Origin of the sequence: Streptomyces sp. BI87 (genome assembly GCF_025957665.1) — a bacterium.
Classification (GTDB): domain Bacteria; phylum Actinomycetota; class Actinomycetes; order Streptomycetales; family Streptomycetaceae; genus Streptomyces; species Streptomyces albidoflavus.
Genome location: NZ_CP110079.1, coordinates 4180398 through 4198976 on the forward strand (window position 1 = coordinate 4180398; position 18579 = coordinate 4198976).

At 70.0% G+C, this 18579-nt stretch carries 31 protein-coding genes and 1 pseudogene; 28 read left to right on the forward strand and 4 right to left on the reverse strand.

All coding sequences use genetic code 11. The annotated features are described in order from the left end of the window. Positions 1 to 249 precede the first annotated feature (249 nt). The 3 genes and pseudogenes from OIM89_RS18515 to OIM89_RS30020 form a co-directional block, all read left to right on the forward strand. Entirely contained in the window at positions 250 to 2571 is a 2322-nt protein-coding gene (locus OIM89_RS18515; RefSeq protein ID WP_264491795.1) for a SpoIIE family protein phosphatase, read from the forward strand. Between the two features lie 190 nt (positions 2572 to 2761). Next, positions 2762 to 2953 carry a hypothetical protein gene (locus OIM89_RS18520; protein WP_195730895.1) on the forward strand — a complete coding sequence of 64 codons (192 nt, stop codon included), beginning with the start codon at positions 2762 to 2764 and terminating at the stop codon, positions 2951 to 2953. Between the two features lie 11 nt (positions 2954 to 2964). Beyond that, a pseudogene (locus OIM89_RS30020) lies at positions 2965 to 3336 on the forward strand (MFS transporter); the annotation flags it as partial. A gap of 207 nt (positions 3337 to 3543) precedes the next feature. Here OIM89_RS30020 and OIM89_RS18525 read toward each other — a convergent pair. After that, entirely contained in the window at positions 3544 to 3702 is a 159-nt protein-coding gene (locus tag OIM89_RS18525) for a hypothetical protein (protein WP_264491441.1), read from the reverse strand. Positions 3703 to 3854: 152 nt separating this feature from the next. Between OIM89_RS18525 and OIM89_RS18530 the strand changes: the two genes are divergently transcribed. Continuing rightward, complete coding sequence (locus OIM89_RS18530) at positions 3855 to 4058, forward strand: hypothetical protein (RefSeq protein WP_047464579.1); 204 nt, start codon at positions 3855 to 3857, stop codon at positions 4056 to 4058. A 48-nt stretch (positions 4059 to 4106) separates the two neighbouring features. On the opposite strand, the gene OIM89_RS18535 is transcribed toward OIM89_RS18530, so the two are convergent. Next, positions 4107 to 4781, reverse strand: a complete 675-nt coding sequence (locus OIM89_RS18535; protein ID WP_264491442.1) for a GntR family transcriptional regulator — start codon at positions 4779 to 4781, stop codon at positions 4107 to 4109. 225 nt (positions 4782 to 5006) lie between these two features. Continuing rightward, on the reverse strand, positions 5007 to 5528 hold the full coding sequence (locus OIM89_RS30025) for an FAD-dependent monooxygenase (RefSeq protein WP_408907680.1): 522 nt from the start codon (positions 5526 to 5528) through the stop codon (positions 5007 to 5009). A 228-nt stretch (positions 5529 to 5756) separates the two neighbouring features. On the opposite strand from OIM89_RS30025, the gene OIM89_RS30030 reads away from it, so the two are divergent. From OIM89_RS30030 to panD, 3 genes are all read left to right on the forward strand, one after another. Beyond that, positions 5757 to 5861, forward strand: a complete 105-nt coding sequence (locus tag OIM89_RS30030; RefSeq protein ID WP_408907679.1) for a helix-turn-helix domain-containing protein — start codon at positions 5757 to 5759, stop codon at positions 5859 to 5861. Further along, on the forward strand, positions 5858 to 6220 hold the full coding sequence (locus OIM89_RS18545; RefSeq protein ID WP_264491443.1) for a hypothetical protein: 363 nt from the start codon (positions 5858 to 5860) through the stop codon (positions 6218 to 6220). Before OIM89_RS30030 ends, OIM89_RS18545 begins: the two co-directional genes overlap by 4 nt. 337 nt (positions 6221 to 6557) lie before the next feature. Then, positions 6558 to 6971, forward strand: a complete 414-nt coding sequence (gene panD, locus OIM89_RS18550) for an aspartate 1-decarboxylase (protein ID WP_030695957.1) — start codon at positions 6558 to 6560, stop codon at positions 6969 to 6971. Between the two features lie 71 nt (positions 6972 to 7042). Here panD and OIM89_RS18555 read toward each other — a convergent pair whose 3' ends face one another. Next, positions 7043 to 7915, reverse strand: a complete 873-nt coding sequence (locus OIM89_RS18555; protein ID WP_151169186.1) for a hypothetical protein — start codon at positions 7913 to 7915, stop codon at positions 7043 to 7045. Between the two features lie 613 nt (positions 7916 to 8528). Here OIM89_RS18555 and rpsJ point away from each other — a divergent pair. The 21 genes from rpsJ (at position 8529) to rplO (ending at position 18376) form a co-directional block, all read left to right on the forward strand. Continuing rightward, the gene (rpsJ, locus tag OIM89_RS18560) at positions 8529 to 8837 is read left to right on the forward strand and encodes a 30S ribosomal protein S10 (protein ID WP_003948644.1); all 309 of its coding nucleotides are present in this window, start codon (positions 8529 to 8531) and stop codon (positions 8835 to 8837) included. A 14-nt stretch (positions 8838 to 8851) separates the two neighbouring features. After that, complete coding sequence (gene rplC, locus OIM89_RS18565) at positions 8852 to 9496, forward strand: 50S ribosomal protein L3 (protein ID WP_003948643.1); 645 nt, start codon at positions 8852 to 8854, stop codon at positions 9494 to 9496. Between the two features lie 7 nt (positions 9497 to 9503). Then, a complete protein-coding gene (gene rplD / locus OIM89_RS18570; RefSeq protein ID WP_030695955.1) occupies positions 9504 to 10157 on the forward strand; it encodes a 50S ribosomal protein L4 in 654 nt (217 codons plus the stop codon). Further along, on the forward strand, positions 10157 to 10573 hold the full coding sequence (gene rplW / locus OIM89_RS18575) for a 50S ribosomal protein L23 (protein WP_003948641.1): 417 nt from the start codon (positions 10157 to 10159) through the stop codon (positions 10571 to 10573). Before rplD ends, rplW begins: the two co-directional genes overlap by 1 nt. A gap of 38 nt (positions 10574 to 10611) precedes the next feature. Continuing rightward, positions 10612 to 11448 (forward strand): 50S ribosomal protein L2, encoded by an 837-nt coding sequence (gene rplB / locus OIM89_RS18580; protein WP_003948640.1) that lies wholly within the window; start codon positions 10612 to 10614, stop codon positions 11446 to 11448. A gap of 12 nt (positions 11449 to 11460) precedes the next feature. After that, complete coding sequence (rpsS, locus tag OIM89_RS18585) at positions 11461 to 11742, forward strand: 30S ribosomal protein S19 (protein ID WP_003948639.1); 282 nt, start codon at positions 11461 to 11463, stop codon at positions 11740 to 11742. 44 nt (positions 11743 to 11786) lie between these two features. Further along, the gene (gene rplV, locus OIM89_RS18590; protein ID WP_004571827.1) at positions 11787 to 12134 is read left to right on the forward strand and encodes a 50S ribosomal protein L22; all 348 of its coding nucleotides are present in this window, start codon (positions 11787 to 11789) and stop codon (positions 12132 to 12134) included. Next, a complete protein-coding gene (rpsC, locus tag OIM89_RS18595) occupies positions 12134 to 12964 on the forward strand; it encodes a 30S ribosomal protein S3 (protein ID WP_003948637.1) in 831 nt (276 codons plus the stop codon). The genes rplV and rpsC overlap by 1 nt, the downstream gene beginning before the upstream one ends. 5 nt (positions 12965 to 12969) lie before the next feature. After that, positions 12970 to 13389, forward strand: a complete 420-nt coding sequence (gene rplP, locus OIM89_RS18600; protein WP_003948636.1) for a 50S ribosomal protein L16 — start codon at positions 12970 to 12972, stop codon at positions 13387 to 13389. After that, positions 13389 to 13613 (forward strand): 50S ribosomal protein L29, encoded by a 225-nt coding sequence (gene rpmC / locus OIM89_RS18605; protein ID WP_003948635.1) that lies wholly within the window; start codon positions 13389 to 13391, stop codon positions 13611 to 13613. The genes rplP and rpmC overlap by 1 nt, the downstream gene beginning before the upstream one ends. Continuing rightward, complete coding sequence (gene rpsQ, locus OIM89_RS18610) at positions 13613 to 13900, forward strand: 30S ribosomal protein S17 (protein ID WP_003948634.1); 288 nt, start codon at positions 13613 to 13615, stop codon at positions 13898 to 13900. Before rpmC ends, rpsQ begins: the two co-directional genes overlap by 1 nt. Positions 13901 to 14033: 133 nt before the next feature. Continuing rightward, positions 14034 to 14402: a 50S ribosomal protein L14 gene (rplN, locus tag OIM89_RS18615; protein WP_003948633.1), complete on the forward strand. Its 369-nt coding sequence runs from the start codon at positions 14034 to 14036 to the stop codon at positions 14400 to 14402. A 2-nt stretch (positions 14403 to 14404) separates the two neighbouring features. Next, positions 14405 to 14728: a 50S ribosomal protein L24 gene (rplX, locus tag OIM89_RS18620; RefSeq protein WP_047138865.1), complete on the forward strand. Its 324-nt coding sequence runs from the start codon at positions 14405 to 14407 to the stop codon at positions 14726 to 14728. Further along, the gene (gene rplE / locus OIM89_RS18625; RefSeq protein WP_003948631.1) at positions 14728 to 15285 is read left to right on the forward strand and encodes a 50S ribosomal protein L5; all 558 of its coding nucleotides are present in this window, start codon (positions 14728 to 14730) and stop codon (positions 15283 to 15285) included. The genes rplX and rplE overlap by 1 nt, the downstream gene beginning before the upstream one ends. Positions 15286 to 15288: 3 nt before the next feature. Next, on the forward strand, positions 15289 to 15474 hold the full coding sequence (locus OIM89_RS18630; protein ID WP_003948630.1) for a type Z 30S ribosomal protein S14: 186 nt from the start codon (positions 15289 to 15291) through the stop codon (positions 15472 to 15474). 247 nt (positions 15475 to 15721) lie between these two features. Beyond that, positions 15722 to 16120: a 30S ribosomal protein S8 gene (rpsH, locus tag OIM89_RS18635; protein WP_003948629.1), complete on the forward strand. Its 399-nt coding sequence runs from the start codon at positions 15722 to 15724 to the stop codon at positions 16118 to 16120. Positions 16121 to 16141: 21 nt separating this feature from the next. Continuing rightward, complete coding sequence (rplF, locus tag OIM89_RS18640; RefSeq protein ID WP_003948628.1) at positions 16142 to 16681, forward strand: 50S ribosomal protein L6; 540 nt, start codon at positions 16142 to 16144, stop codon at positions 16679 to 16681. Positions 16682 to 16684: 3 nt separating this feature from the next. Then, a complete protein-coding gene (rplR, locus tag OIM89_RS18645; RefSeq protein ID WP_264491444.1) occupies positions 16685 to 17068 on the forward strand; it encodes a 50S ribosomal protein L18 in 384 nt (127 codons plus the stop codon). Positions 17069 to 17134: 66 nt separating this feature from the next. Further along, positions 17135 to 17737, forward strand: coding sequence for a 30S ribosomal protein S5 (gene rpsE / locus OIM89_RS18650; protein ID WP_003948626.1), 603 nt, complete (start codon positions 17135 to 17137; stop codon positions 17735 to 17737). After that, on the forward strand, positions 17737 to 17919 hold the full coding sequence (rpmD, locus tag OIM89_RS18655) for a 50S ribosomal protein L30 (protein WP_003948625.1): 183 nt from the start codon (positions 17737 to 17739) through the stop codon (positions 17917 to 17919). Before rpsE ends, rpmD begins: the two co-directional genes overlap by 1 nt. Before the next feature lies 1 nt (position 17920). Next, positions 17921 to 18376, forward strand: coding sequence for a 50S ribosomal protein L15 (gene rplO / locus OIM89_RS18660; RefSeq protein ID WP_047138864.1), 456 nt, complete (start codon positions 17921 to 17923; stop codon positions 18374 to 18376). Positions 18377 to 18579 lie beyond the last annotated feature (203 nt).

Consider the following 18579-nt stretch of genomic DNA (forward strand, 5'->3'; position numbering starts at 1 on the left):
CTCGGGGCCGTGCAGGTAGGCGGTCGCCTCGTCCGGCTCGGCGGAGTTGTCGATCTGCATAGGGCGCTATATGTGATAACGGCAGGAGGTCGGGGTGGGATTTCGGGGGTGGGGTCACCCGGAGTCGGTGGCTGGAAGGCGGGGGTGCGGGTGGGGGGACATGATGGGGGCACCGACCCGGTGAGAGGCGGTGGTGACGGCACCATGGGTGCGAGCGAGGCGGGTGGTGGTCCGCCGGAGGGTGCTGCGGTGGCGCTGGTCGACCGCCGGGGCATCGTCGCGGGGTGGTCGCGGGCGGCCGGGGAGCTGGTGGGGCGCCCGGCGGACGAGGTACTGGGCCGCTCCGTGCTGCGGCTGCTGGCCGAGGAGCGCCGGGCCCGGCTGCCGGAGCGCGGTGAGGCCGTCCTGCGGTGCGGCGGGGCCGGGAGCGTACGCGTGCGGTACCGGGTCGAGGAGCTGCGGGGTTCCCCGTTCTCGCTGGTGGTGGCGGTCGGTGCCGGCCGGGCCGCCGAGGCCGAGGACGCCGACGCCGTCTTCCGGGCGCTGCTCTCCCAGGACCGCCTGGGCTTCCTGCTGCGGGACGCCGGTCTCGCCGTCCTGCGGAGCAATGTGCTGCCCGGGAAGTTCGGCGGGCCGCCCCAGCCGGTGGGCAGCGTGCTGAGTGAGGTGATGGACGGGAAGGACGCCGAGGAGACCGAGCGGACGCTGCGGGACGTGCTGGAGACCGGCAGGCCGCTGGCCGCGCAGGAGCAGCACGTACGTTCCACCCGCCCGCCGTACCAGGAGTGGTCGCTCTCCTACTCCGCCGTACGGACCGAGGACGCCGCGGGGAGGCCCACCGGCGTCGCGATCTTCCTCACCGACGCCACCGAGCACTGGCGTGCCGGGCAGCGGGCCGAGCTGCGCCACCGGGCCTCCGCGGGGGTCGGCAACTCCCTCGACATCGAGCGGACGGCGCAGGAGATCGCCGACACCCTGGTCCCGGAGTTCGCCGACATCGCCTGGGTCGACCTGGCCGACGCCGTCCTCACCGGCGAGGAGCCGCCGAAGACCTCCGGCGGGGGAGACCTGCTGCTGCGCAGGGTGGCGGTGCGCTCCGCCGACGGGCCCTGGCCCGACCAACTGCTGCCGGTCGGCGCGACCGTGCCGCCCTTCCCCGACCGGCCGATGGTGCGCGAGGTCCAGGAGGGCCGCACCATCCGGATGGACCGGGGTGCCGTGGAGGAGATGCTGAAGGACCCCGCCAGCATCCGGCTCGCGGCGCCCGAGGGCGGCCACTCCCTGGTCATCGCCCCGCTCTTCGCCCGCGCCCTGCTGCTCGGGGCCGTCGGCGTCTGGCGCGCCGAGCGGCCCGAGCCCTTCGACGAGGACGACGCGGAGCTGCTCACCGAGATCGCCGCGCAGGCCGCGCTGAGCGTGGACAACGCCCGCCGGTACACCCGCGAGCACCGGGCGGTGGACAGCCTCCAGCGGCGGCTGCTGCCGCAGGCGTCCACCTCCACCCGGGTCATGGAGACCACCGGCTCGTACGTTCCCGCGGAGGCCGGGGCGGAGATCGGCGGCGACTGGTTCGACGCCATCGCACTGCCCTCGCTGCGTACCGCGCTGGTCGTCGGCGACGTGTTCGGCAGCGGGCTGCACGCCACCGCCACCATGGGCCGGCTGCGGACCGCCGTGCAGACCCTGGCCGACCTGGAGCTGGCCCCCGACGAGGTGCTGACCCAGCTCGACACGCTGGTGGCGAGGCTGGCCGCCGAGGCCGAGCCCGGCCACCGCGACACGGTCGGCGCCACCTGCCTGGTCGCCCTGCACGACCCGGTCACCCGGCGCTGCGTGATGGCCTCGGCGGGCCATCCGCCGCCGATCCTCGCCCTCCCCGACGGGCCCGCCGAGCCGGTCGACCTCCAGCCGGGGCCGCCGCTGGGGGTCGGGGGCCTGCCCTTCGAGACGGCCGCCGTGGACACCCCGCCGGGCAGCGTGCTGTGTCTGTACACCGACGGGCTGCTCCGGCGGTACGGGCCCGACCTCGACACCGCCACCCTCGACCTGGCCGACCGCCTGGCCCGGCTCCAGCGCTCCGAGGAGAGCCTGCCCTCGCTCTCCAAGGGACTGATGACCGGCGGGGACGGCACCCCGTTCCTCGACGACGCGGCCCTGCTGCTCGCCCGTCCCTCCGCGCTGGACCCGGGGTCCGTCGCGAGCTGGGAGTTCCCGGCGGAGCCCGGCGCGGTGGGGGCGGCCCGCAACGCGGCCACCGGGAAGCTGACCGAGTGGGGGCTGGAGGGCAACGCCTTCGTCACCGAGCTGATCGTCAGCGAACTCGTCACCAACGCGGTGCGCCACGCTGGCGGCCCCATCGGCCTGCGCCTGATCCGCGGCGAACTCCTGTACTGCGAGGTCACCGACCCCAGCAACACCCAGCCCCGCCTGCGCCGGGCCCGCACCACCGACGAGGGCGGGCGCGGCCTCTTCCTGGTGGCCCAGCTCAGCCGCCGGTGGGGGAGCCGGTACGGGCAGAGCGGGAAGACCATCTGGGCGGAGCAGGAGCTGGTGGAGGAGTTCCCGGAGTGAGCCCGGGGGCCTGGCCGAGGGCCTGACCCGGGGTCTGACCGGGGGCAGGCGGAGGCGCGGTCCGCTGTCGCGCGGGCCCGCGGCCGCCGGACCCACCCGCACCTCGCACCCGGCCCGGACCCCGGCCCGCCGCGAACCCCGTTTCCGGCCCGCCGAGGGTCCGTCACCCGTGCGGCCCCGCACCCCCGGAGTGCCCGATGAACCCCGCCTCCACCGCCCACGGCACCCGGCCACGCCCCGGCTGCCCGGGCGTCCTCCTCGCCTCGTCATCCTCTGCGTCGAGGGGTACGACCTCTTCATCCTGGGCGCGGTAGGCCCCTCGCTCCTCGCCCACCCCGGCTGGGAGGTCACCACGTCGACGCTTGGGCTGTTGGGCAGCTGACGGCGCTCGGGATGCCGTTCGAGTCGATCGCCGCGGGCTGGTGGGGCGACCTCTACGGGCGCCGGCTGCCGATGGCGGTCAGCCTCGCCGTGCTCTCGCTGAGCATGCTGCTGAGCGCCGTCGCCGGCGACCTCACCCTCTTCGCCGCCACCCCGTTCCTCACCGGCATGGGCACCGGCGCCCTGATCCCCCTGGTCACCGCCTACGTCAGCGAGGCCGCCGCCCCCGCCCGCCACTCGCTCCAGGTCGGAGCCGCCCAGACCGGTATCGCCCTCGGCGGCATCATCGCCGGCGTCGTCGGCAGCACTCTGCTGCCGTCCTGGGACTTCCACACCCTCTTCCACTTCGGTGTCGTCCCGCTGCTCTTCGTCCCGGTCGGTGCCCGCCCCGCGCGCCGAAGGCGCTGCCGAGCCCGCCCCGGGCGCCTCCGCCGGGCGCCTCCGCCGGGCGCCTCCGCCGGCCGGCTCCGCGCGCTGCTGGCCCCCGGGCCGCCGCCGCACCACCCTGCTCTTCTGGGCCGCCACCTTCGCCGGACCCGTCATCGTCTACGGCGCCAGCACCTGGCTGCCCACCCTGATGGTCGACTCCGGCTACGACCTCAGCTCCTCGCTGGAGTTCTCCATCGCCTTGAACGCGGGCGCCGTCCTCGGCACCCTGGCCGCCGCCGCCGCCGTCGTCGTCGCCGACCGGGGCTTCCTCAAGGCCGCCACCCTCACCAGCTTCCTCTGCGCCACCGCCGCGATGATCACCCGGCAGCACCCCGCAGCCCCGGCCCGTACTGCTGCTCGCCGCCGCCGTCGTCGGCTGCGGCGCCCTCGGTACCCAGGCCCTGGTCAACATCTACGTCGCTCACGCGCACCCTGCCCCGCGGCGCGGCACCGCGCTCGGCTTCAGCCTGGGGGTGGGCCGGATCGGCGCCATCGCCGGCCCCGGCTACCTGGCGGCGGTCGCTGTCCTGGTCGCCGCGCCGCAGGCAGGCTTCTACGCGTTCGTGGTCCCGGCCGTCCTCGGCGCGGTCCTCACCGGCCTGCTCAGGCCGGGTACGCGCGGCGCCCGGCAGGCTCGGTCCGACGCGCCGAACTCCGAGGTGACGACGGCCTCGTGACGTAACGGCGGCTCCCACCCGTCGCCGACATGGCGGCGGGGTCCGGTGTCAGGAGAGGGCGGCCAGGGCGATCTTCTCGTTCCGGGCCAGGTGGCGTTCGACGGCGGCGGAGACCGTGGCGGGGTCGCGGGTGCGGAAGGCGGCGACCAGTTCGCCGTGGGCCTCGCCGCGCCGCTGGTGCTCGGCCGGGCCGGGGTCGAGCCGGCCGAAGCCGATCCGGATGTACCGCTCGCCGGCCCGCCACAGCGTGGTCAGCACCCGGATGTCCCATGTGGTCGCGGCGGGCGCCACCAGAGCGAGGTGGAAGGCGTGGTGGTCGTCGTAGATCTCGGCCATGCCGTGGCCGACGGCGCCGAACTCGGCCGCGCGCTCCGCCAGTCGGTCGAGTTCGGCCTCGCTCAGCAGGAGGCAGGAGCGGGCGGCGATCTCCGGCTCCAGGGTGCGGCGCAGCCGGTAGATGCCCTGGAGGTCGTCGAGGCCGAGCGGGGCGATGACGGCACTGCGGCCCGGCCGCATGATGACCAGGCCCTCGCTCTCCAGACTGCGCAGGGCCTCGCGGATCGGGATGAAGCTGATGTCGAGCATGCCGGCCAGCTCGCGCAGGGAGTACTCCGCGCCGGGGGCCAGCGCCCCGGTCAGGATCGCCCGCCGCAGCGCCTGCGTGGCCTGCTCCACCACGGACCGCGCCGTGACCGGCTGGACCGCCCCTCGGGGTGTCCCCACGCTGCGTCCCCCGCTCCGGCCGACCGTTGTCCCGGCCAACTATAGCGACGGGGCCCCGGCCGGCCGGGGCGAAGGCGTACGCCGCCGGCCAGGGCGAAGCCGGAGGCGAAGAGGGCCTCGGTGGGGCCGTCGAGGTAGGGGGGCGTGCACGTCGATGCGGTCGCGGGGCATCGGGGCGCTTTCTGTTCAGGTGGTGCGCGTACGGGCGTACGGGCGTACGGGCGGTCAGCGCGGTGCCGCGGCCGGGGCCGGGTGGCCGGTGAGCCGGTCGATCAGGGCGAGGGAGGCGGGTGGCGCCGTCGCCCCGGCCCAGCCGACGACCTGGTCCGGTCGGACCAGGAGCAGGACGCGCGGCCCTGCCCACCCGGTGAGGACGGCGGCCAGTTTCCAGCCGAGGTCGACGGCGTCGCCGATCCCGGTGTTGAGGCCGTGGCCGCCGAACGGCGGGTTGAGAAGGGCCGCGTCCCCGGCGAGGAAGACCCGGTCCCGGCGCATCCGGTCGGCGATCTGCATGCGGGCCGCCCAGGGGTCGGTGGAGACCACCCGGGCCTGCACCGGACGGCCCGCCACCTCCTCGACCAGCCGCGCCCCCGCCAGCTCGCCGACGGCCTCGCGCAGCAGCTCCTCCAGGACGTACTGGGGTGCCTGCTGGCCGGTCTCGGCGAACCGGCCGGCGTCCGGTGCCAGGCCCAGGACGCCGGTGAAGCGGGAGATCTCCCGGCCGCTCAGCGAGGTGCGGAAGACCACGCCTGGGACCACGCCACCGGCAGCGGCCGCGCCGGGTACGAACCGCGCCCCTCACAGCCCGGCCGGCGTTTGAGGCCATCTGTGACCGGCACGGTCGATGGGGGCGCGGGCGAAAGACGGCCCAGCCCCCGGCACCCCCAGCGCCCACGGGGGGGGCAGCCCTATGATCGCCCCGCGACCGACAACAGCGCGCCCCCGCGCCAGGGCATCCAGTCCGTCGAGCTGGCCATGACGGTACTGCAAGCCCTGGAGGAGGGAAGGGGCCCCATGAGCCTCACCCAGATCGCCACGGCCAGCGGAACGCACCCAGCAAGGCCCACCGCTACCTGGTGAGCCTGGCCAGGGCCGGCCTGGTGGCCCAGTCACCCGGCTCGGGCAGGTACGACCTGGGCCCGGCCATGCGCCGCCTCGGCGTCGAGTCACTCCGCAGGATGCACGAGGTCGCCCTGGTCGGCGAACACCTCCCAGGACTCCGCGACCGCACCACGCACGCCGTCAACCTCTCGGGCTGGGGCGACCACGGCCCCGTCGTGGTCCGCTGGGAGTACGGCGCCCGCGCCCTCCCCATCACCGTCCGGTCCGACGCCACCATGCCCCTGCTCAACAGCGCGATGGGCGGCGCCTACCTCACCCACCTCCCCGAACAGCTCACCGACCCGGTCCTCCGCTCCCAGCTGGAGGAGGGCCCCTGACCGAGGCCACCCGCACCCGCGTCACCGAGACCCGCACCGAGACCCGCCGCGAGGGCGTCACCCCCCCCTCGCGGCCCCCGTCTTCACCGCCGGCGACTCCCTCCCCCTGGTCGTCACCCTCGTCATGCCGTCCCGCGGCCTCACCGACACCACCCTCACCGAGCTGGGGGAGGAGCTGCGGGAGACTGCGCGCACGATGTCGGAGCAGCTGGGCCACGCTTCGCCCGCGCAGTAGGGAAGCGGTCGCCCCCTCGCTCCGCGCCGCCCCGCTCTACCATGGCGACGTAGGCGCGCACCTCCCCGAGGGCGCGACCCCTTCCCCCAGGAGTGCACCCGCATGCTGCGCACCATGTTCAAGTCCAAGATCCACCGCGCCACCGTCACCCACGCCGACCTGCACTACGTCGGCTCGGTGACCGTCGACCGCGACCTGATGGACGCCGCCGACCTGCTCCCCGGCGAGCTGGTCCACATCGTCGACATCACCAACGGGGCCCGGCTGGAGACGTACGTCATCGAGGGCGAACGCGGCTCCGGCGTCATCGGCGTCAACGGCGCCGCCGCCCACCTCGTCCACCCCGGGGACCTGGTCATCCTCATCAGCTACGCCCAGGTCGACGACACCGAGGCCCGCTCCCTCGTCCCGTCCGTCGTCCACGTCGACGCCCAGAACCGCGTGGTCACGCTCGGCACGGACCCGGCCGAGCCGGTCCCCGGGACCGACCAGCTGCGCAGCCCCGAGAGCGTCTAGCTCCCGCGCGTACGGCGAGGGGCCCGCAGCACGATCGCCGTGCCGCGGGCCCCTCGCCGTACGGCGCCGGATCAGTCCTCGCGGAAGACCTCGTCAAGGCTGTCAGCCGTCGCCGCGCGCGACAGCCACTGGTTCAGGGTCCGCGAGTCCCGGCACTCCGAGACCTTCTGCTCCGTCGCGGCCGGCAGCTCGAACCCTCGGGCCTGAAGCACGACGAGCAACGCCCGCGCTTCTCCTTCCGCCTTTCCCTCCGCGCGGATCTCCTGGCTGATCGGCGACTTGTAGAACGAGAGATCCACGGCCATCAGGGTCCTCCACAGATCGGCGGCCGGGAGCTTCCCGAGCCCTTGTGCGGTGAGTTCGGCGAGGGGGTCCGCCACGTCCTCCGGGACATCGCGCAACGCTGCGGACAGGGCTTTCAGTATGGCACCGACGGCCGGTTCCTTCGCGTGGGTGACGGCGGCCAGGACCGCTAGCGCGAGGTCCTCCGCGGCCTCTGCCGGATCGGTGATCGTCGGCAGGTTGTGCGGGCCCGCCACCAGAGGGCGCAGAGTCAAGGAGGTCCACGGGGCCGGGCCGATCCGAACCGGCCGCGAAGCCCATTCCGCCGTTCCCCGGTCCTGGCAGACGACCAGCAGGACCGGGGGCAGCCGGTGCTTCGAGTGCAGGTACGACAGGTAGTACGCCCAGCTTGCCGTTTTGGCGGGGTCCTTCTTCCCCTGGGCCTCGACGGCGAGCAGGAACGGCCCGTCGCGCTCGGTGTCGAAGCGTAAGAGGGTGTCGACCCGGCGCTCCACGGGCTGGAGCTCGGTGAGGTCGGTGGGCATGACGTCGAACGAGGTGTACGGGGGGAAGTCCACGCCGAGCGCCGGGCCGACCCGGCTGAACAGGCCCGGGTGGTCCTGGAAGACGCGGTGCATCGCCTCGTGGGGCGAGCTGACCATGAATGCTCCTGCCTCGGGACCGGCCAGGTGGCGGCCGGTCTGATCATCGGGGCAGAAACGTATGACTCCGGCACATGCCAGAGAGCTCCGAAGGGGGGAGTTCGCCCTGATGAGGGAGTGGGGGAACGTGTGTGCGGTGTATCGGGGCGAAGCCCCTCGCCCTCGTTCGGCCGCGTCCGCGTTTGACGGCGGGAAGGCCGGGGGTAAGCTTCTCGGCTCGATTGGCTCTATGCGGGGCCCGTGTGGCAGACTGTCCGGGTTGCTCGGTTGAGTGCCGATGCCGCGCGCCTCCCGCCGGGAGGACTGGAAGCGAGTCCCACAGTACTCGTCGCCTCAACTGCCCCAGGTTCGCCGAAGGCAGCGCTGTGGCGGACGTACGGGAATCTTCCGGGAAGCGTGTGCGGGGTACCAGCCAGGCGCCCGGTGGTCACCACATCGCAAGGTGTGGCTTCACCGAACCGCGTGGCCACGGTGTGGAACGCAGCCCCCCAGATGGGATTCCGCGAGGAAATTCGTACGGGCGGGAAGGCGACACACCCGACCGCGTGGGTCGGAGAGAGAGACCGGACCCCGGGTCCCAGAGCGTTACGAGAGACAGGACTACCAAGTAGCCATGGCGGGACAGAAGATCCGCATCCGGCTCAAGGCCTACGACCACGAGGTCATCGACTCTTCGGCGAAGAAGATCGTCGAGACGGTGACCCGCACTGGTGCGTCGGTCGCAGGCCCGGTGCCGCTGCCCACTGAGAAGAACGTGTACTGCGTCATCAAGTCGCCGCACAAGTACAAGGACTCTCGCGAGCACTTCGAGATGCGCACCCACAAGCGCCTCATCGACATCCTCGACCCGACGCCCAAGACCGTTGACTCTCTGATGCGACTCGACCTTCCGGCCGGCGTCGACATCGAGATCAAGCTCTGAGAGGCGCGCTAGAGATGGCTAAGCAGATTAAGGGCATCCTGGGCGAGAAGCTCGGCATGACTCAGGTCTGGGACGAGAACAACCGGGTCGTCCCGGTGACCGTCGTCAAGGCCGGTGCCAATGTCGTGACCCAGGTCCGCACCAATGACACCGACGGCTACGAGGCCGTGCAGATCGCCTTCGGTGAGATCGACCCGCGCAAGGTGAACAAGCCCCTCAAGGGTCACTTCGCCAAGGCCGACGTCACCCCTCGCCGTCACCTCGTCGAGATCCGTACCGCTGACGCCAGCGAGTACACCCTCGGCCAGGAGCTGAACGCCGACACCTTCGAGGCCGGCCTCAAGGTCGACGTGACCGGCAAGAGCAAGGGCAAGGGCTTCGCCGGTGTCATGAAGCGTCACAACTTCAAGGGCCTCGGCGCCGGTCACGGCACCCAGCGCAAGCACCGCTCGCCCGGTTCCATCGGTGGCTGCGCCACCCCGGGCCGTGTGTTCAAGGGCCTCCGCATGGCGGGCCGCATGGGCAACGAGCGGGTCACCACCCAGAACCTGACCGTCCACGCCGTTGACGCGGAGAAGGGACTGCTCCTCATCAAGGGCGCCGTCCCCGGTCCGAACGGCGGCCTCGTCCTGGTCCGTACCGCGGCCAAGGGGGCCTGAGGTAACGATGAGCACCATTGACATCCTTTCGCCGGCAGGCGACAAGGCCGGGACCGTCGAGCTCCCCGCGGAGATCTTCGACGCGAAGACCAGCGTTCCGCTGATCCACCAGGTCGTCGTCGCCCAGCTGGCCGCTGCCCGACAGGGCACGCACAAGACCAAGACGCGTGGCGAGGTGCGCGGCGGTGGCCGCAAGCCGTACCGCCAGAAGGGCACCGGCCGCGCCCGTCAGGGTTCGACCCGCGCCCCGCAGTTCGCCGGCGGTGGCGTCGTCCACGGCCCCGTGCCGCGTGACTACTCGCAGCGGACCCCGAAGAAGATGAAGGCCGCCGCCCTGCGCGGTGCCCTCTCCGACCGGGCCCGCCACAACCGCATCCACGTCGTCACCGGCGTGGTCGAGGGCGAGATCTCGACGAAGGCCGCCAAGGGTCTGCTCGGCAAGATCAGCGAGCGCAAGAACGTGCTCCTGGTCATCGAGCGCTCCGACGAGGCCGCGCTGCTCTCCGCCCGCAACCTGCCCCAGGTGCACATCCTGGAGCCGGGCCAGCTGAACACGTACGACGTGCTCGTCTCGGACGACGTGGTCTTCACCCAGGCCGCCTTCGAGTCCTTCGTGTCCGGCCCCAAGGCCGCCAACGAGACCGAAGGGAGCGACGCCTGATGGCCACGCGTCACCCGAGCATTGCCCCCAAGGCGGCCAAGGCCGCCAAGGCCGCGCGCGTCGCCAAGGCGAAGCGCCACGCCGCGGAGGGCAAGAACACCGTCGAGACCCCGCTGAGCAAGAGCTTCACGGACCCCCGTGACGTTCTCGTCAAGCCGGTCGTCTCGGAAAAGAGCTACGCGCTCCTCGACGAGAACAAGTACACGTTCATCGTCGCGCCCAACGCCAACAAGACCCAGATCAAGGAAGCCGTCCAGGCGGTCTTCGAGGTCAAGGTCACCGGGGTGAACACGATCAACCGCCAGGGGAAGCGCAAGCGGACCCGCACCGGTTTCGGCAAGCGTGCCGACACCAAGCGCGCGATCGTGACCCTCGCCGAGGGCGACCGTATCGACATCTTCGGCCAGGCCTCCTAACGGAGCGCCCTGGTCCGATATCGGACGAGGACTGAGAAATGGGTATCCGCAAGTACAAGCCGACGACTCCGGGCCGTCGTGGTTCCAGCGTCGCCGACTTCGTCGAGGTCACGCGGTCCACGCCGGAGAAGTCGCTGGTCCGCCCGCTGCACAGCAAGGGCGGCCGTAACAACACCGGTCGTGTGACCGTTCGCCACCAGGGTGGCGGACACAAGCGCGCCTACCGCGTGATCGACTTCCGTCGTCACGACAAGGACGGCGTGCCGGCGAAGGTCGCGCACATCGAGTACGACCCCAACCGCACCGCGCGTATCGCGCTGCTGCACTACGCGGACGGCGAGAAGCGCTACATCCTCGCCCCCCGCAACCTGTCGCAGGGCGACCGGATCGAGAACGGTCCCGGCGCGGACATCAAGCCCGGCAACAACCTGGCGCTCCGCAACATCCCGGTCGGTACGACCATCCACGCCATCGAGCTGCGGCCCGGCGGCGGCGCGAAGTTCGCCCGTTCCGCGGGTGCCTCCGTGCAGCTGCTCGCGAAGGAAGGGGCCATGGCCCACCTTCGTATGCCGTCCGGCGAGATCCGTCTGGTCGACGTCCGCTGCCGCGCCACCATCGGCGAGGTCGGCAACGCCGAGCAGTCGAACATCAACTGGGGCAAGGCCGGCCGTAAGCGCTGGCTGGGCGTCCGCCCGACCGTTCGCGGTGTGGCGATGAACCCGGTTGACCACCCCCACGGTGGTGGTGAGGGCAAGACCAGCGGTGGTCGCCACCCGGTCTCCCCCTGGGGTCAGAAGGAGGGTCGTACGCGTTCTCCCAAGAAGGCGAGCAACAAGTACATCGTCCGCCGCCGCAAGACGAACAAGAAGCGCTAGGAGCGGGTTTAGATGCCGCGTAGTCTCAAGAAGGGGCCCTTCGTCGACGACCACCTGATCAAGAAGGTGGATGTCCAGAACGAAGCCGGCACCAAGAACGTCATCAAGACCTGGTCCCGTCGCTCGATGATCGTCCCGGCCATGCTCGGCCACACGATCGCGGTGCACAACGGCAAGACCCACATCCCGGTGTTCGTCACCGAGTCGATGGTCGGCCACAAGCTCGGCGAGTTCTCGCCGACTCGCACCTTCCGCGGCCACGTCAAGGACGACCGGAAGTCGAAGCGCCGCTAAAGGCGGGGTGGAAACGACTTATGACTAACACCGAAGGGACAACCATGGAAGCCAGGGCCCAGGCGCGGTACATCCGCGTCACGCCCATGAAGGCCCGCCGCGTGGTGGACCTCATCCGTGGCATGGACGCCACGGAGGCTCAGGCGGTCCTGCGTTTCGCCCCGCAGGCCGCGAGCGTGCCGGTCGGCAAGGTGCTGGACAGCGCCATCGCCAACGCCGCGCACAACTACGACCACACCGACGCCTCTTCGCTGGTCATCAGCGAGGCGTACGTGGACGAGGGCCCGACCCTGAAGCGGTTCCGGCCGCGCGCCCAGGGCCGTGCCTACCGGATCCGTAAGCGGACCAGCCACATCACCGTGGTCGTCAGCAGCAAGGAAGGAACCCGGTAATGGGCCAGAAGGTAAACCCGCACGGGTTCCGGCTCGGTGTCACGACCGACTTCAAGTCGCGTTGGTACGCCGACAAGCTGTACAAGGACTACGTCAAGGAAGACGTCGCCATTCGTCGCATGATGACGAAGGGCATGGAGCGGGCCGGCATCTCCAAGGTGGAGATCGAGCGCACCCGCGACCGCGTCCGCGTTGACATCCACACCGCGCGTCCGGGCATCGTCATCGGCCGCCGCGGCGCCGAGGCCGACCGCATCCGCGGCGAGCTGGAGAAGCTCACCGGCAAGCAGGTGCAGCTGAACATCCTCGAGGTCAAGAACCCCGAGACCGACGCTCAGCTGGTGGCCCAGGCCGTCGCCGAGCAGCTGTCCTCCCGCGTCTCCTTCCGTCGCGCCATGCGTAAGAGCATGCAGTCGTCGATGAAGGCCGGCGCCAAGGGCATCAAGATCCAGTGCGGCGGTCGTCTCGGCGGCGCCGAGATGTCCCGTTCGGAGTTCTACCGCGAGGGCCGTGTGCCCCTGCACACGCTCCGCGCCAACGTGGACTACGGCTTCTTCGAGGCCAAGACGACCTTCGGCCGCATCGGCGTGAAGGTCTGGATCTACAAGGGCGACGTCAAGAACATCGCCGAGGTTCGCGCCGAGAACGCCGCGGCCCGCGCCGGCAACCGCCCGGCCCGTGGCGGCGGCAACGACCGCCCGGCCCGTGGCCGTGGTGGCGAGCGTCGCGGTCGTAAGCCGCAGCAGCAGTCCGCGCCGGCTGCCGAGGCCCCCAAGGCCGAAGCGCCCGCCGCTGCCGCTCCGGCTGAGAGCACCGGAACGGAGGCCTGAGGGTCATGCTGATCCCCCGTAGGGTCAAGCACCGCAAGCAGCACCACCCCAAGCGGAACGGTATGGCCAAGGGCGGTACCGAGGTCGCGTTCGGCGAGTACGGCATTCAGGCGGTCACCCCCGCCTACGTGACGAACCGCCAGATCGAGGCCGCTCGTATCGCGATGACCCGCCACATCAAGCGTGGCGGCAAGGTCTGGATCAACATCTACCCGGACCGTCCGCTCACGAAGAAGCCCGCCGAGACCCGCATGGGTTCCGGTAAGGGTTCCCCCGAGTGGTGGATCGCGAACGTCAAGCCGGGTCGGGTGATGTTCGAGCTGTCCTACCCGAACGAGAAGATTGCGCGTGAGGCGCTTACCCGCGCTGCTCACAAGCTTCCGATGAAGTGCCGGATTGTTCGGCGCGAGGCAGGTGAGTCGTGATGTCGGCCGGTACCAAGGCGTCCGAGCTGCGCGAGCTGGGCAACGAGGAGCTTCTGGCGAAGCTCCGCGAGGCCAAGGACGAGCTGTTCAAGCTCCGCTTCCAGGCGGCGACGGGTCAGCTCGAGAACCACGGTCGGCTGAAGGCCGTCCGTAAGGACATCGCCCGGATCTACACCCTGATGCGCGAGCGCGAGCTGGGCATCGAGACGGTGGAGAGCGCCTGATGAGCGAGAGCAATGTGACTGAAGAGACCAAGGACGCCCGCGGCTTCCGCAAGACCCGCGAGGGTCTGGTGGTCAGCGACAAGATGGACAAGACCGTCGTCGTCGCCGTCGAGGACCGCGTCAAGCACGCCCTGTACGGCAAGGTCATCCGCCGTACGAACAAGCTCAAGGCCCACGACGAGCAGAACGCTGCCGGCGTCGGTGACCGTGTCCTCCTGATGGAGACCCGGCCGCTGTCCGCCACCAAGCGCTGGCGCATCGTCGAGATCCTCGAGAAGGCCAAGTAATCCCTTCCGGGACTACAGGCAAGAGCATCCCTCCGAGGGGTAACCCTCGGACCAGTTCCGCCAGGCTCGGCAGGGGAGCGGCCCCACGGGGTTCCTCCCCTGCCGGGAACCGGCAGACGATCAGGAGATAGACGTGATCCAGCAGGAGTCGCGACTTCGCGTCGCCGACAACACGGGTGCGAAGGAGATCCTCACCATCCGCGTTCTCGGTGGCTCGGGCCGCCGCTACGCGGGCATCGGTGATGTCATCGTCGCCACCGTCAAGGACGCGATCCCGGGCGGCAATGTGAAGAAGGGTGACGTCGTCAAGGCCGTCATCGTTCGCACCGTCAAGGAGCGCCGTCGCGCGGATGGCTCGTACATCCGCTTCGACGAGAACGCCGCCGTCATTCTGAAGAACGACGGCGACCCCCGCGGCACCCGTATCTTCGGCCCGGTCGGCCGTGAGCTGCGCGAGAAGAAGTTCATGAAGATCATCTCGCTCGCGCCGGAGGTGCTGTAAGCATGAAGATCAAGAAGGGCGACCTGGTCCAGGTCATCACCGGTAAGGACAAGGGCAAGCAGGGCAAGGTCATTGCCGCTTTCCCGCGCGAGGAGCGCGTCCTGGTCGAGGGTGTCAACCGGGTCAAGAAGCACACCAAGGCGAACCAGCCGGGCCGCGCATCGCAGGCCGGCGGGATCGTGACCACCGAAGCCCCGGTCCACGTGAGCAACGTACAGCTCGTCGTGGAGAAGGACGGCAACAAGGTCGTCACCCGCGTCGGGTACCGCTTCGACGAGGACGGCAACAAGATCCGCGTTGCCAAGCGGACCGGTGAGGACATCTGATGACGACCACCACTGCACCCCGTCTGAAGCTGAAGTACCGCGAGGAGATCGCGGGCAAGCTGCGTGACGAGTTCAAGTACGAGAACGTCATGCAGGTCCCCGGCCTGACCAAGATCGTGGTCAACATGGGTGTGGGCGACGCCGCCCGCGACTCCAAGCTGATCGAGGGCGCCATCCGCGACCTCACCACGATCACCGGCCAGAAGCCGGCCGTCACCAAGGCCCGGAAGTCCATCGCGCAGTTCAAGCTGCGTGAGGGTCAGCCGATCGGTGCCCACGTGACCCTGCGCGGCGACCGCATGTGGGAGTTCCTGGACCGCACCCTGTCGCTGGCGCTCCCGCGCATCCGCGACTTCCGCGGCCTGTCCCCCAAGCAGTTCGACGGCCGTGGCAACTACACCTTCGGTCTCACGGAGCAGGTCATGTTCCACGAGATCGACCAGGACAAGATCGACCGCGTCCGGGGTATGGACATCACCGTGGTCACCACGGCGACCAACGACGCTGAGGGCCGTGCGCTCCTTCGTCACCTCGGCTTCCCGTTCAAGGAGGCGTGAGCCGTGGCGAAGAAGGCTCTCATCGCAAAGGCCGCTCGCAAGCCGAAGTTCGGCGTGCGCGGCTACACCCGCTGCCAGCGGTGCGGCCGTCCGCACTCTGTCTACCGCAAGTTCGGCCTGTGCCGCGTCTGCCTTCGTGAGATGGCTCACCGCGGCGAGCTGCCGGGCGTGACCAAGAGCTCCTGGTAGATCCCGCTTCAGGGATTCACCGGGCCTCTGGTAAGCAACCAGGCGGCGGACGATCTTCCTCCGATGGCTTAGGCTGGAGAGGTTGGCCGTCCGCCGCCCTGGACAGCCCGCGGACGCTCACCACTGAGCAGTCCGCATATGACGCTTACTACGCCGCAGGTCCCCGCGCCGCACCCGTCCCGTCCCGGATCGGGGAGAGGGATGGCGCATACAGGAAACCCCGGCGAGAAAGGCCGAAGGCCGATTCATGACCATGACTGATCCGATCGCAGACATGCTTACGCGTCTGCGTAACGCCAACTCGGCGTACCACGACTCCGTCGTGATGCCGCACAGCAAGATCAAGTCGCACATCGCGGAGATCCTCCAGCAGGAGGGCTTCATCACGGGCTGGAAGACCGAGGACGCCGAGGTCGGCAAGAACCTCGTCCTCGAGCTGAAGTTCGGTCCCAACCGTGAGCGCTCCATCGCGGGCATCAAGCGGATCTCCAAGCCCGGTCTCCGGGTCTACGCGAAGTCCACCAACCTGCCGAAGGTCCTCGGCGGTCTCGGCGTGGCGATCATCTCCACGTCGCACGGCCTCCTGACCGGCCAGCAGGCGCAGAAGAAGGGCGTGGGTGGGGAAGTCCTCGCCTACGTCTGGTAGTCGGGAACGGAGGAAAAGCTCATGTCGCGTATTGGCAAGCTTCCCATCACGGTTCCCGCCGGCGTGGACGTCACCATCGATGGCCGCACGGTCGGCGTGAAGGGTCCCAAGGGCACCCTCGCGCACACCATCGTCGCGCCGATCGAGATCGCTAAGGGCGAGGACGGCACCCTCTCGGTGACGCGCCCGAACGACGAGCGTCAGAACAGGGCTCTGCACGGCCTGTCCCGCACGCTGGTGGCGAACATGATCACCGGTGTGACCCAGGGATACGTCAAGAAGCTCGAAATCAACGGTGTCGGTTACCGCGTGGTCGCGAAGGGCTCCAACCTGGAGTTCTCTCTCGGCTACTCCCACCCGATCCTGGTCGAGGCCCCCGAGGGCATCACCTTCAAGGTCGAGTCCCCCACCCGTTTCTCGGTCGAGGGCATCGACAAGCAGAAGGTCGGCGAGGTTGCGGCCAACATCCGCAAGCTGCGCAAGCCCGACCCGTACAAGGCCAAGGGCGTCAAGTACGAGGGCGAAGTCATCCGCCGCAAGGTCGGAAAGGCGGGTAAGTAAGCCATGGCATACGGTGTGAAGATCGCTAAGGGCAACGCCTACAAGGCCGCTGCCATCAAGCGCCGCCACATCCGCGTCCGCAAGAAGGTCTCGGGCACCGAAGTGCGCCCGCGCCTGGTCGTGACGCGTTCCAACCGCCACATGGTCGCCCAGGTGATCGACGACATCAAGGGTCACACCCTGGCGTCGGCGTCCACCCTGGACACGTCCATCCGCAGTGCCGAAGGCGACAAGTCCGCCCACGCCAAGCAGGTCGGCGCGCTCGTCGCCGAGCGTGCCAAGGCCGCGGGTGTCGAGGCTGTCGTGTTCGACCGTGGTGGCAACAAGTACGCCGGGCGCATCGCCGCCCTGGCGGACGCCGCCCGCGAAGCCGGGCTCAAGTTCTGAGCCTCCGTCGCGGACAGCGACTCAATGTCGCTGCGTAGCTAGCGGAAACAGAGAGAGGTAAATCCAATGGCTGGACCCCAGCGCCGCGGAAGCGGTGCCGGTGGCGGCGAGCGGCGGGACCGGAAGGGCCGTGACGGCGGCGCAGCTGCCGAGAAGACCGCGTACGTCGAGCGTGTCGTCGCGATCAACCGAGTCGCCAAGGTTGTGAAGGGTGGTCGCCGCTTCAGCTTCACCGCGCTGGTCGTGGTGGGCGACGCGGACGGCACCGTGGGTGTCGGTTACGGCAAGGCCAAGGAGGTGCCGGCCGCCATCGCCAAGGGTGTTGAGGAGGCCAAGAAGCACTTCTTCAAGGTCCCCCGTATCCAGGGCACCATCCCGCACCCCATCACCGGCGAGAAGGCCGCGGGCGTCGTCCTGCTCAAGCCTGCTTCCCCCGGTACCGGTGTGATCGCCGGTGGCCCCGTGCGTGCCGTCCTCGAGTGCGCCGGTGTTCACGACATCCTGTCGAAGTCCCTGGGCTCCGACAACGCGATCAACATCGTGCACGCGACCGTGGCGGCCCTCAAGGGCCTCCAGCGTCCCGAGGAGATCGCGGCCCGCCGCGGTCTGCCCCTCGAGGACGTGGCCCCCGCGGCCCTGCTGCGTGCGCGTGCGGGAGCGGGTGCGTAATGCCGCAGCTCAAGATCACGCAGAAGAAGTCGTACATCGGCAGCAAGCAGAACCACCGCGACACCCTGCGTTCGCTCGGCCTCAAGAAGGTCAACGACGTGGTTGTCAAGGAGGACCGCCCCGAGTTCCGCGGCATGGTGCACACCGTCCGCCACCTCGTGACGGTCGAGGAGGTCGACTGACATGGCGGAGCAGAACCCGCTGAAGGTCCACAACCTCCGTCCTGCCCCGGGCGCCAAGACCGCCAAGACCCGTGTGGGTCGTGGTGAGGCGTCGAAGGGTAAGACCGCTGGTCGTGGCACCAAGGGCACCAAGGCCCGTTACCAGGTTCCGGAGCGCTTCGAGGGTGGGCAGATGCCCCTCCACATGCGTCTCCCGAAGCTCAAGGGCTTCAAGAACCCGTTCAAGACCGAGTTCCAGGTCGTGAACCTCGACAAGCTGGCCGAGCTGTTCCCCGAGGGTGGCGAGGTCACCGTCGAGGGCCTGGTCGCCAAGGGTGCCGTTCGCAAGAACAGCCTCGTCAAGGTGCTCGGCCAGGGCGAGGTCTCCGTGGCGCTGCAGGTGACGGTCGACGCCGTCTCCGGCTCCGCCAAGGAGAAGATCACCGCCGCCGGCGGTACCGTCACCGAGCTCGTCTGAGTTCGTTGACCGTTACGTAACCCACCGGGGATGCCTCATAAATGGGGCATCCCCGGTTGGTCGTTCCAAGGGGGGCGCTCTCGCCGGTAAGGTGGCGTCCGCTGTTGCTGTAACAGGGGACATCCCGTCCCCGGGGTCGAGTGGTCCGCCGCCCGGCTCATCCGCCGATCCCTATTCGTCGAACCTCAAGACCGTCACCTCTG

Excerpts from the sequence above, each read along its gene's own strand:
- OIM89_RS30030 (WP_408907679.1), top strand. The coding sequence starts at position 5,757 with ATGACGGTACTGCAAGCCCTGGAGGAGGGAAGGGGCCCCATGAGCCTC.
- rpsJ (WP_003948644.1), top strand. The coding sequence starts at position 8,529 with ATGGCGGGACAGAAGATCCGCATCCGGCTCAAGGCCTACGACCACGAG.
- rpmD (WP_003948625.1), top strand. The coding sequence starts at position 17,737 with ATGCCGCAGCTCAAGATCACGCAGAAGAAGTCGTACATCGGCAGCAAG.
- rplR (WP_264491444.1), top strand. The coding sequence starts at position 16,685 with ATGGCATACGGTGTGAAGATCGCTAAGGGCAACGCCTACAAGGCCGCT.
- rpsQ (WP_003948634.1), top strand. The coding sequence starts at position 13,613 with ATGAGCGAGAGCAATGTGACTGAAGAGACCAAGGACGCCCGCGGCTTC.
- rpsE (WP_003948626.1), top strand. The coding sequence starts at position 17,135 with ATGGCTGGACCCCAGCGCCGCGGAAGCGGTGCCGGTGGCGGCGAGCGG.
- OIM89_RS18555 (WP_151169186.1), bottom strand. The coding sequence starts at position 7,915 with ATGGTCAGCTCGCCCCACGAGGCGATGCACCGCGTCTTCCAGGACCAC.
- panD (WP_030695957.1), top strand. The coding sequence starts at position 6,558 with ATGCTGCGCACCATGTTCAAGTCCAAGATCCACCGCGCCACCGTCACC.
- rplC (WP_003948643.1), top strand. The coding sequence starts at position 8,852 with ATGGCTAAGCAGATTAAGGGCATCCTGGGCGAGAAGCTCGGCATGACT.
- rplW (WP_003948641.1), top strand. The coding sequence starts at position 10,157 with ATGGCCACGCGTCACCCGAGCATTGCCCCCAAGGCGGCCAAGGCCGCC.
- rplP (WP_003948636.1), top strand. The coding sequence starts at position 12,970 with ATGCTGATCCCCCGTAGGGTCAAGCACCGCAAGCAGCACCACCCCAAG.
- rplX (WP_047138865.1), top strand. The coding sequence starts at position 14,405 with ATGAAGATCAAGAAGGGCGACCTGGTCCAGGTCATCACCGGTAAGGAC.
- rplD (WP_030695955.1), top strand. The coding sequence starts at position 9,504 with ATGAGCACCATTGACATCCTTTCGCCGGCAGGCGACAAGGCCGGGACC.
- rplF (WP_003948628.1), top strand. The coding sequence starts at position 16,142 with ATGTCGCGTATTGGCAAGCTTCCCATCACGGTTCCCGCCGGCGTGGAC.
- rpsC (WP_003948637.1), top strand. The coding sequence starts at position 12,134 with ATGGGCCAGAAGGTAAACCCGCACGGGTTCCGGCTCGGTGTCACGACC.
- rplE (WP_003948631.1), top strand. The coding sequence starts at position 14,728 with ATGACGACCACCACTGCACCCCGTCTGAAGCTGAAGTACCGCGAGGAG.
- rplB (WP_003948640.1), top strand. The coding sequence starts at position 10,612 with ATGGGTATCCGCAAGTACAAGCCGACGACTCCGGGCCGTCGTGGTTCC.
- rpsS (WP_003948639.1), top strand. The coding sequence starts at position 11,461 with ATGCCGCGTAGTCTCAAGAAGGGGCCCTTCGTCGACGACCACCTGATC.
- rplV (WP_004571827.1), top strand. The coding sequence starts at position 11,787 with ATGGAAGCCAGGGCCCAGGCGCGGTACATCCGCGTCACGCCCATGAAG.
- rpmC (WP_003948635.1), top strand. The coding sequence starts at position 13,389 with ATGTCGGCCGGTACCAAGGCGTCCGAGCTGCGCGAGCTGGGCAACGAG.
- rplO (WP_047138864.1), top strand. The coding sequence starts at position 17,921 with ATGGCGGAGCAGAACCCGCTGAAGGTCCACAACCTCCGTCCTGCCCCG.
- rpsH (WP_003948629.1), top strand. The coding sequence starts at position 15,722 with ATGACCATGACTGATCCGATCGCAGACATGCTTACGCGTCTGCGTAAC.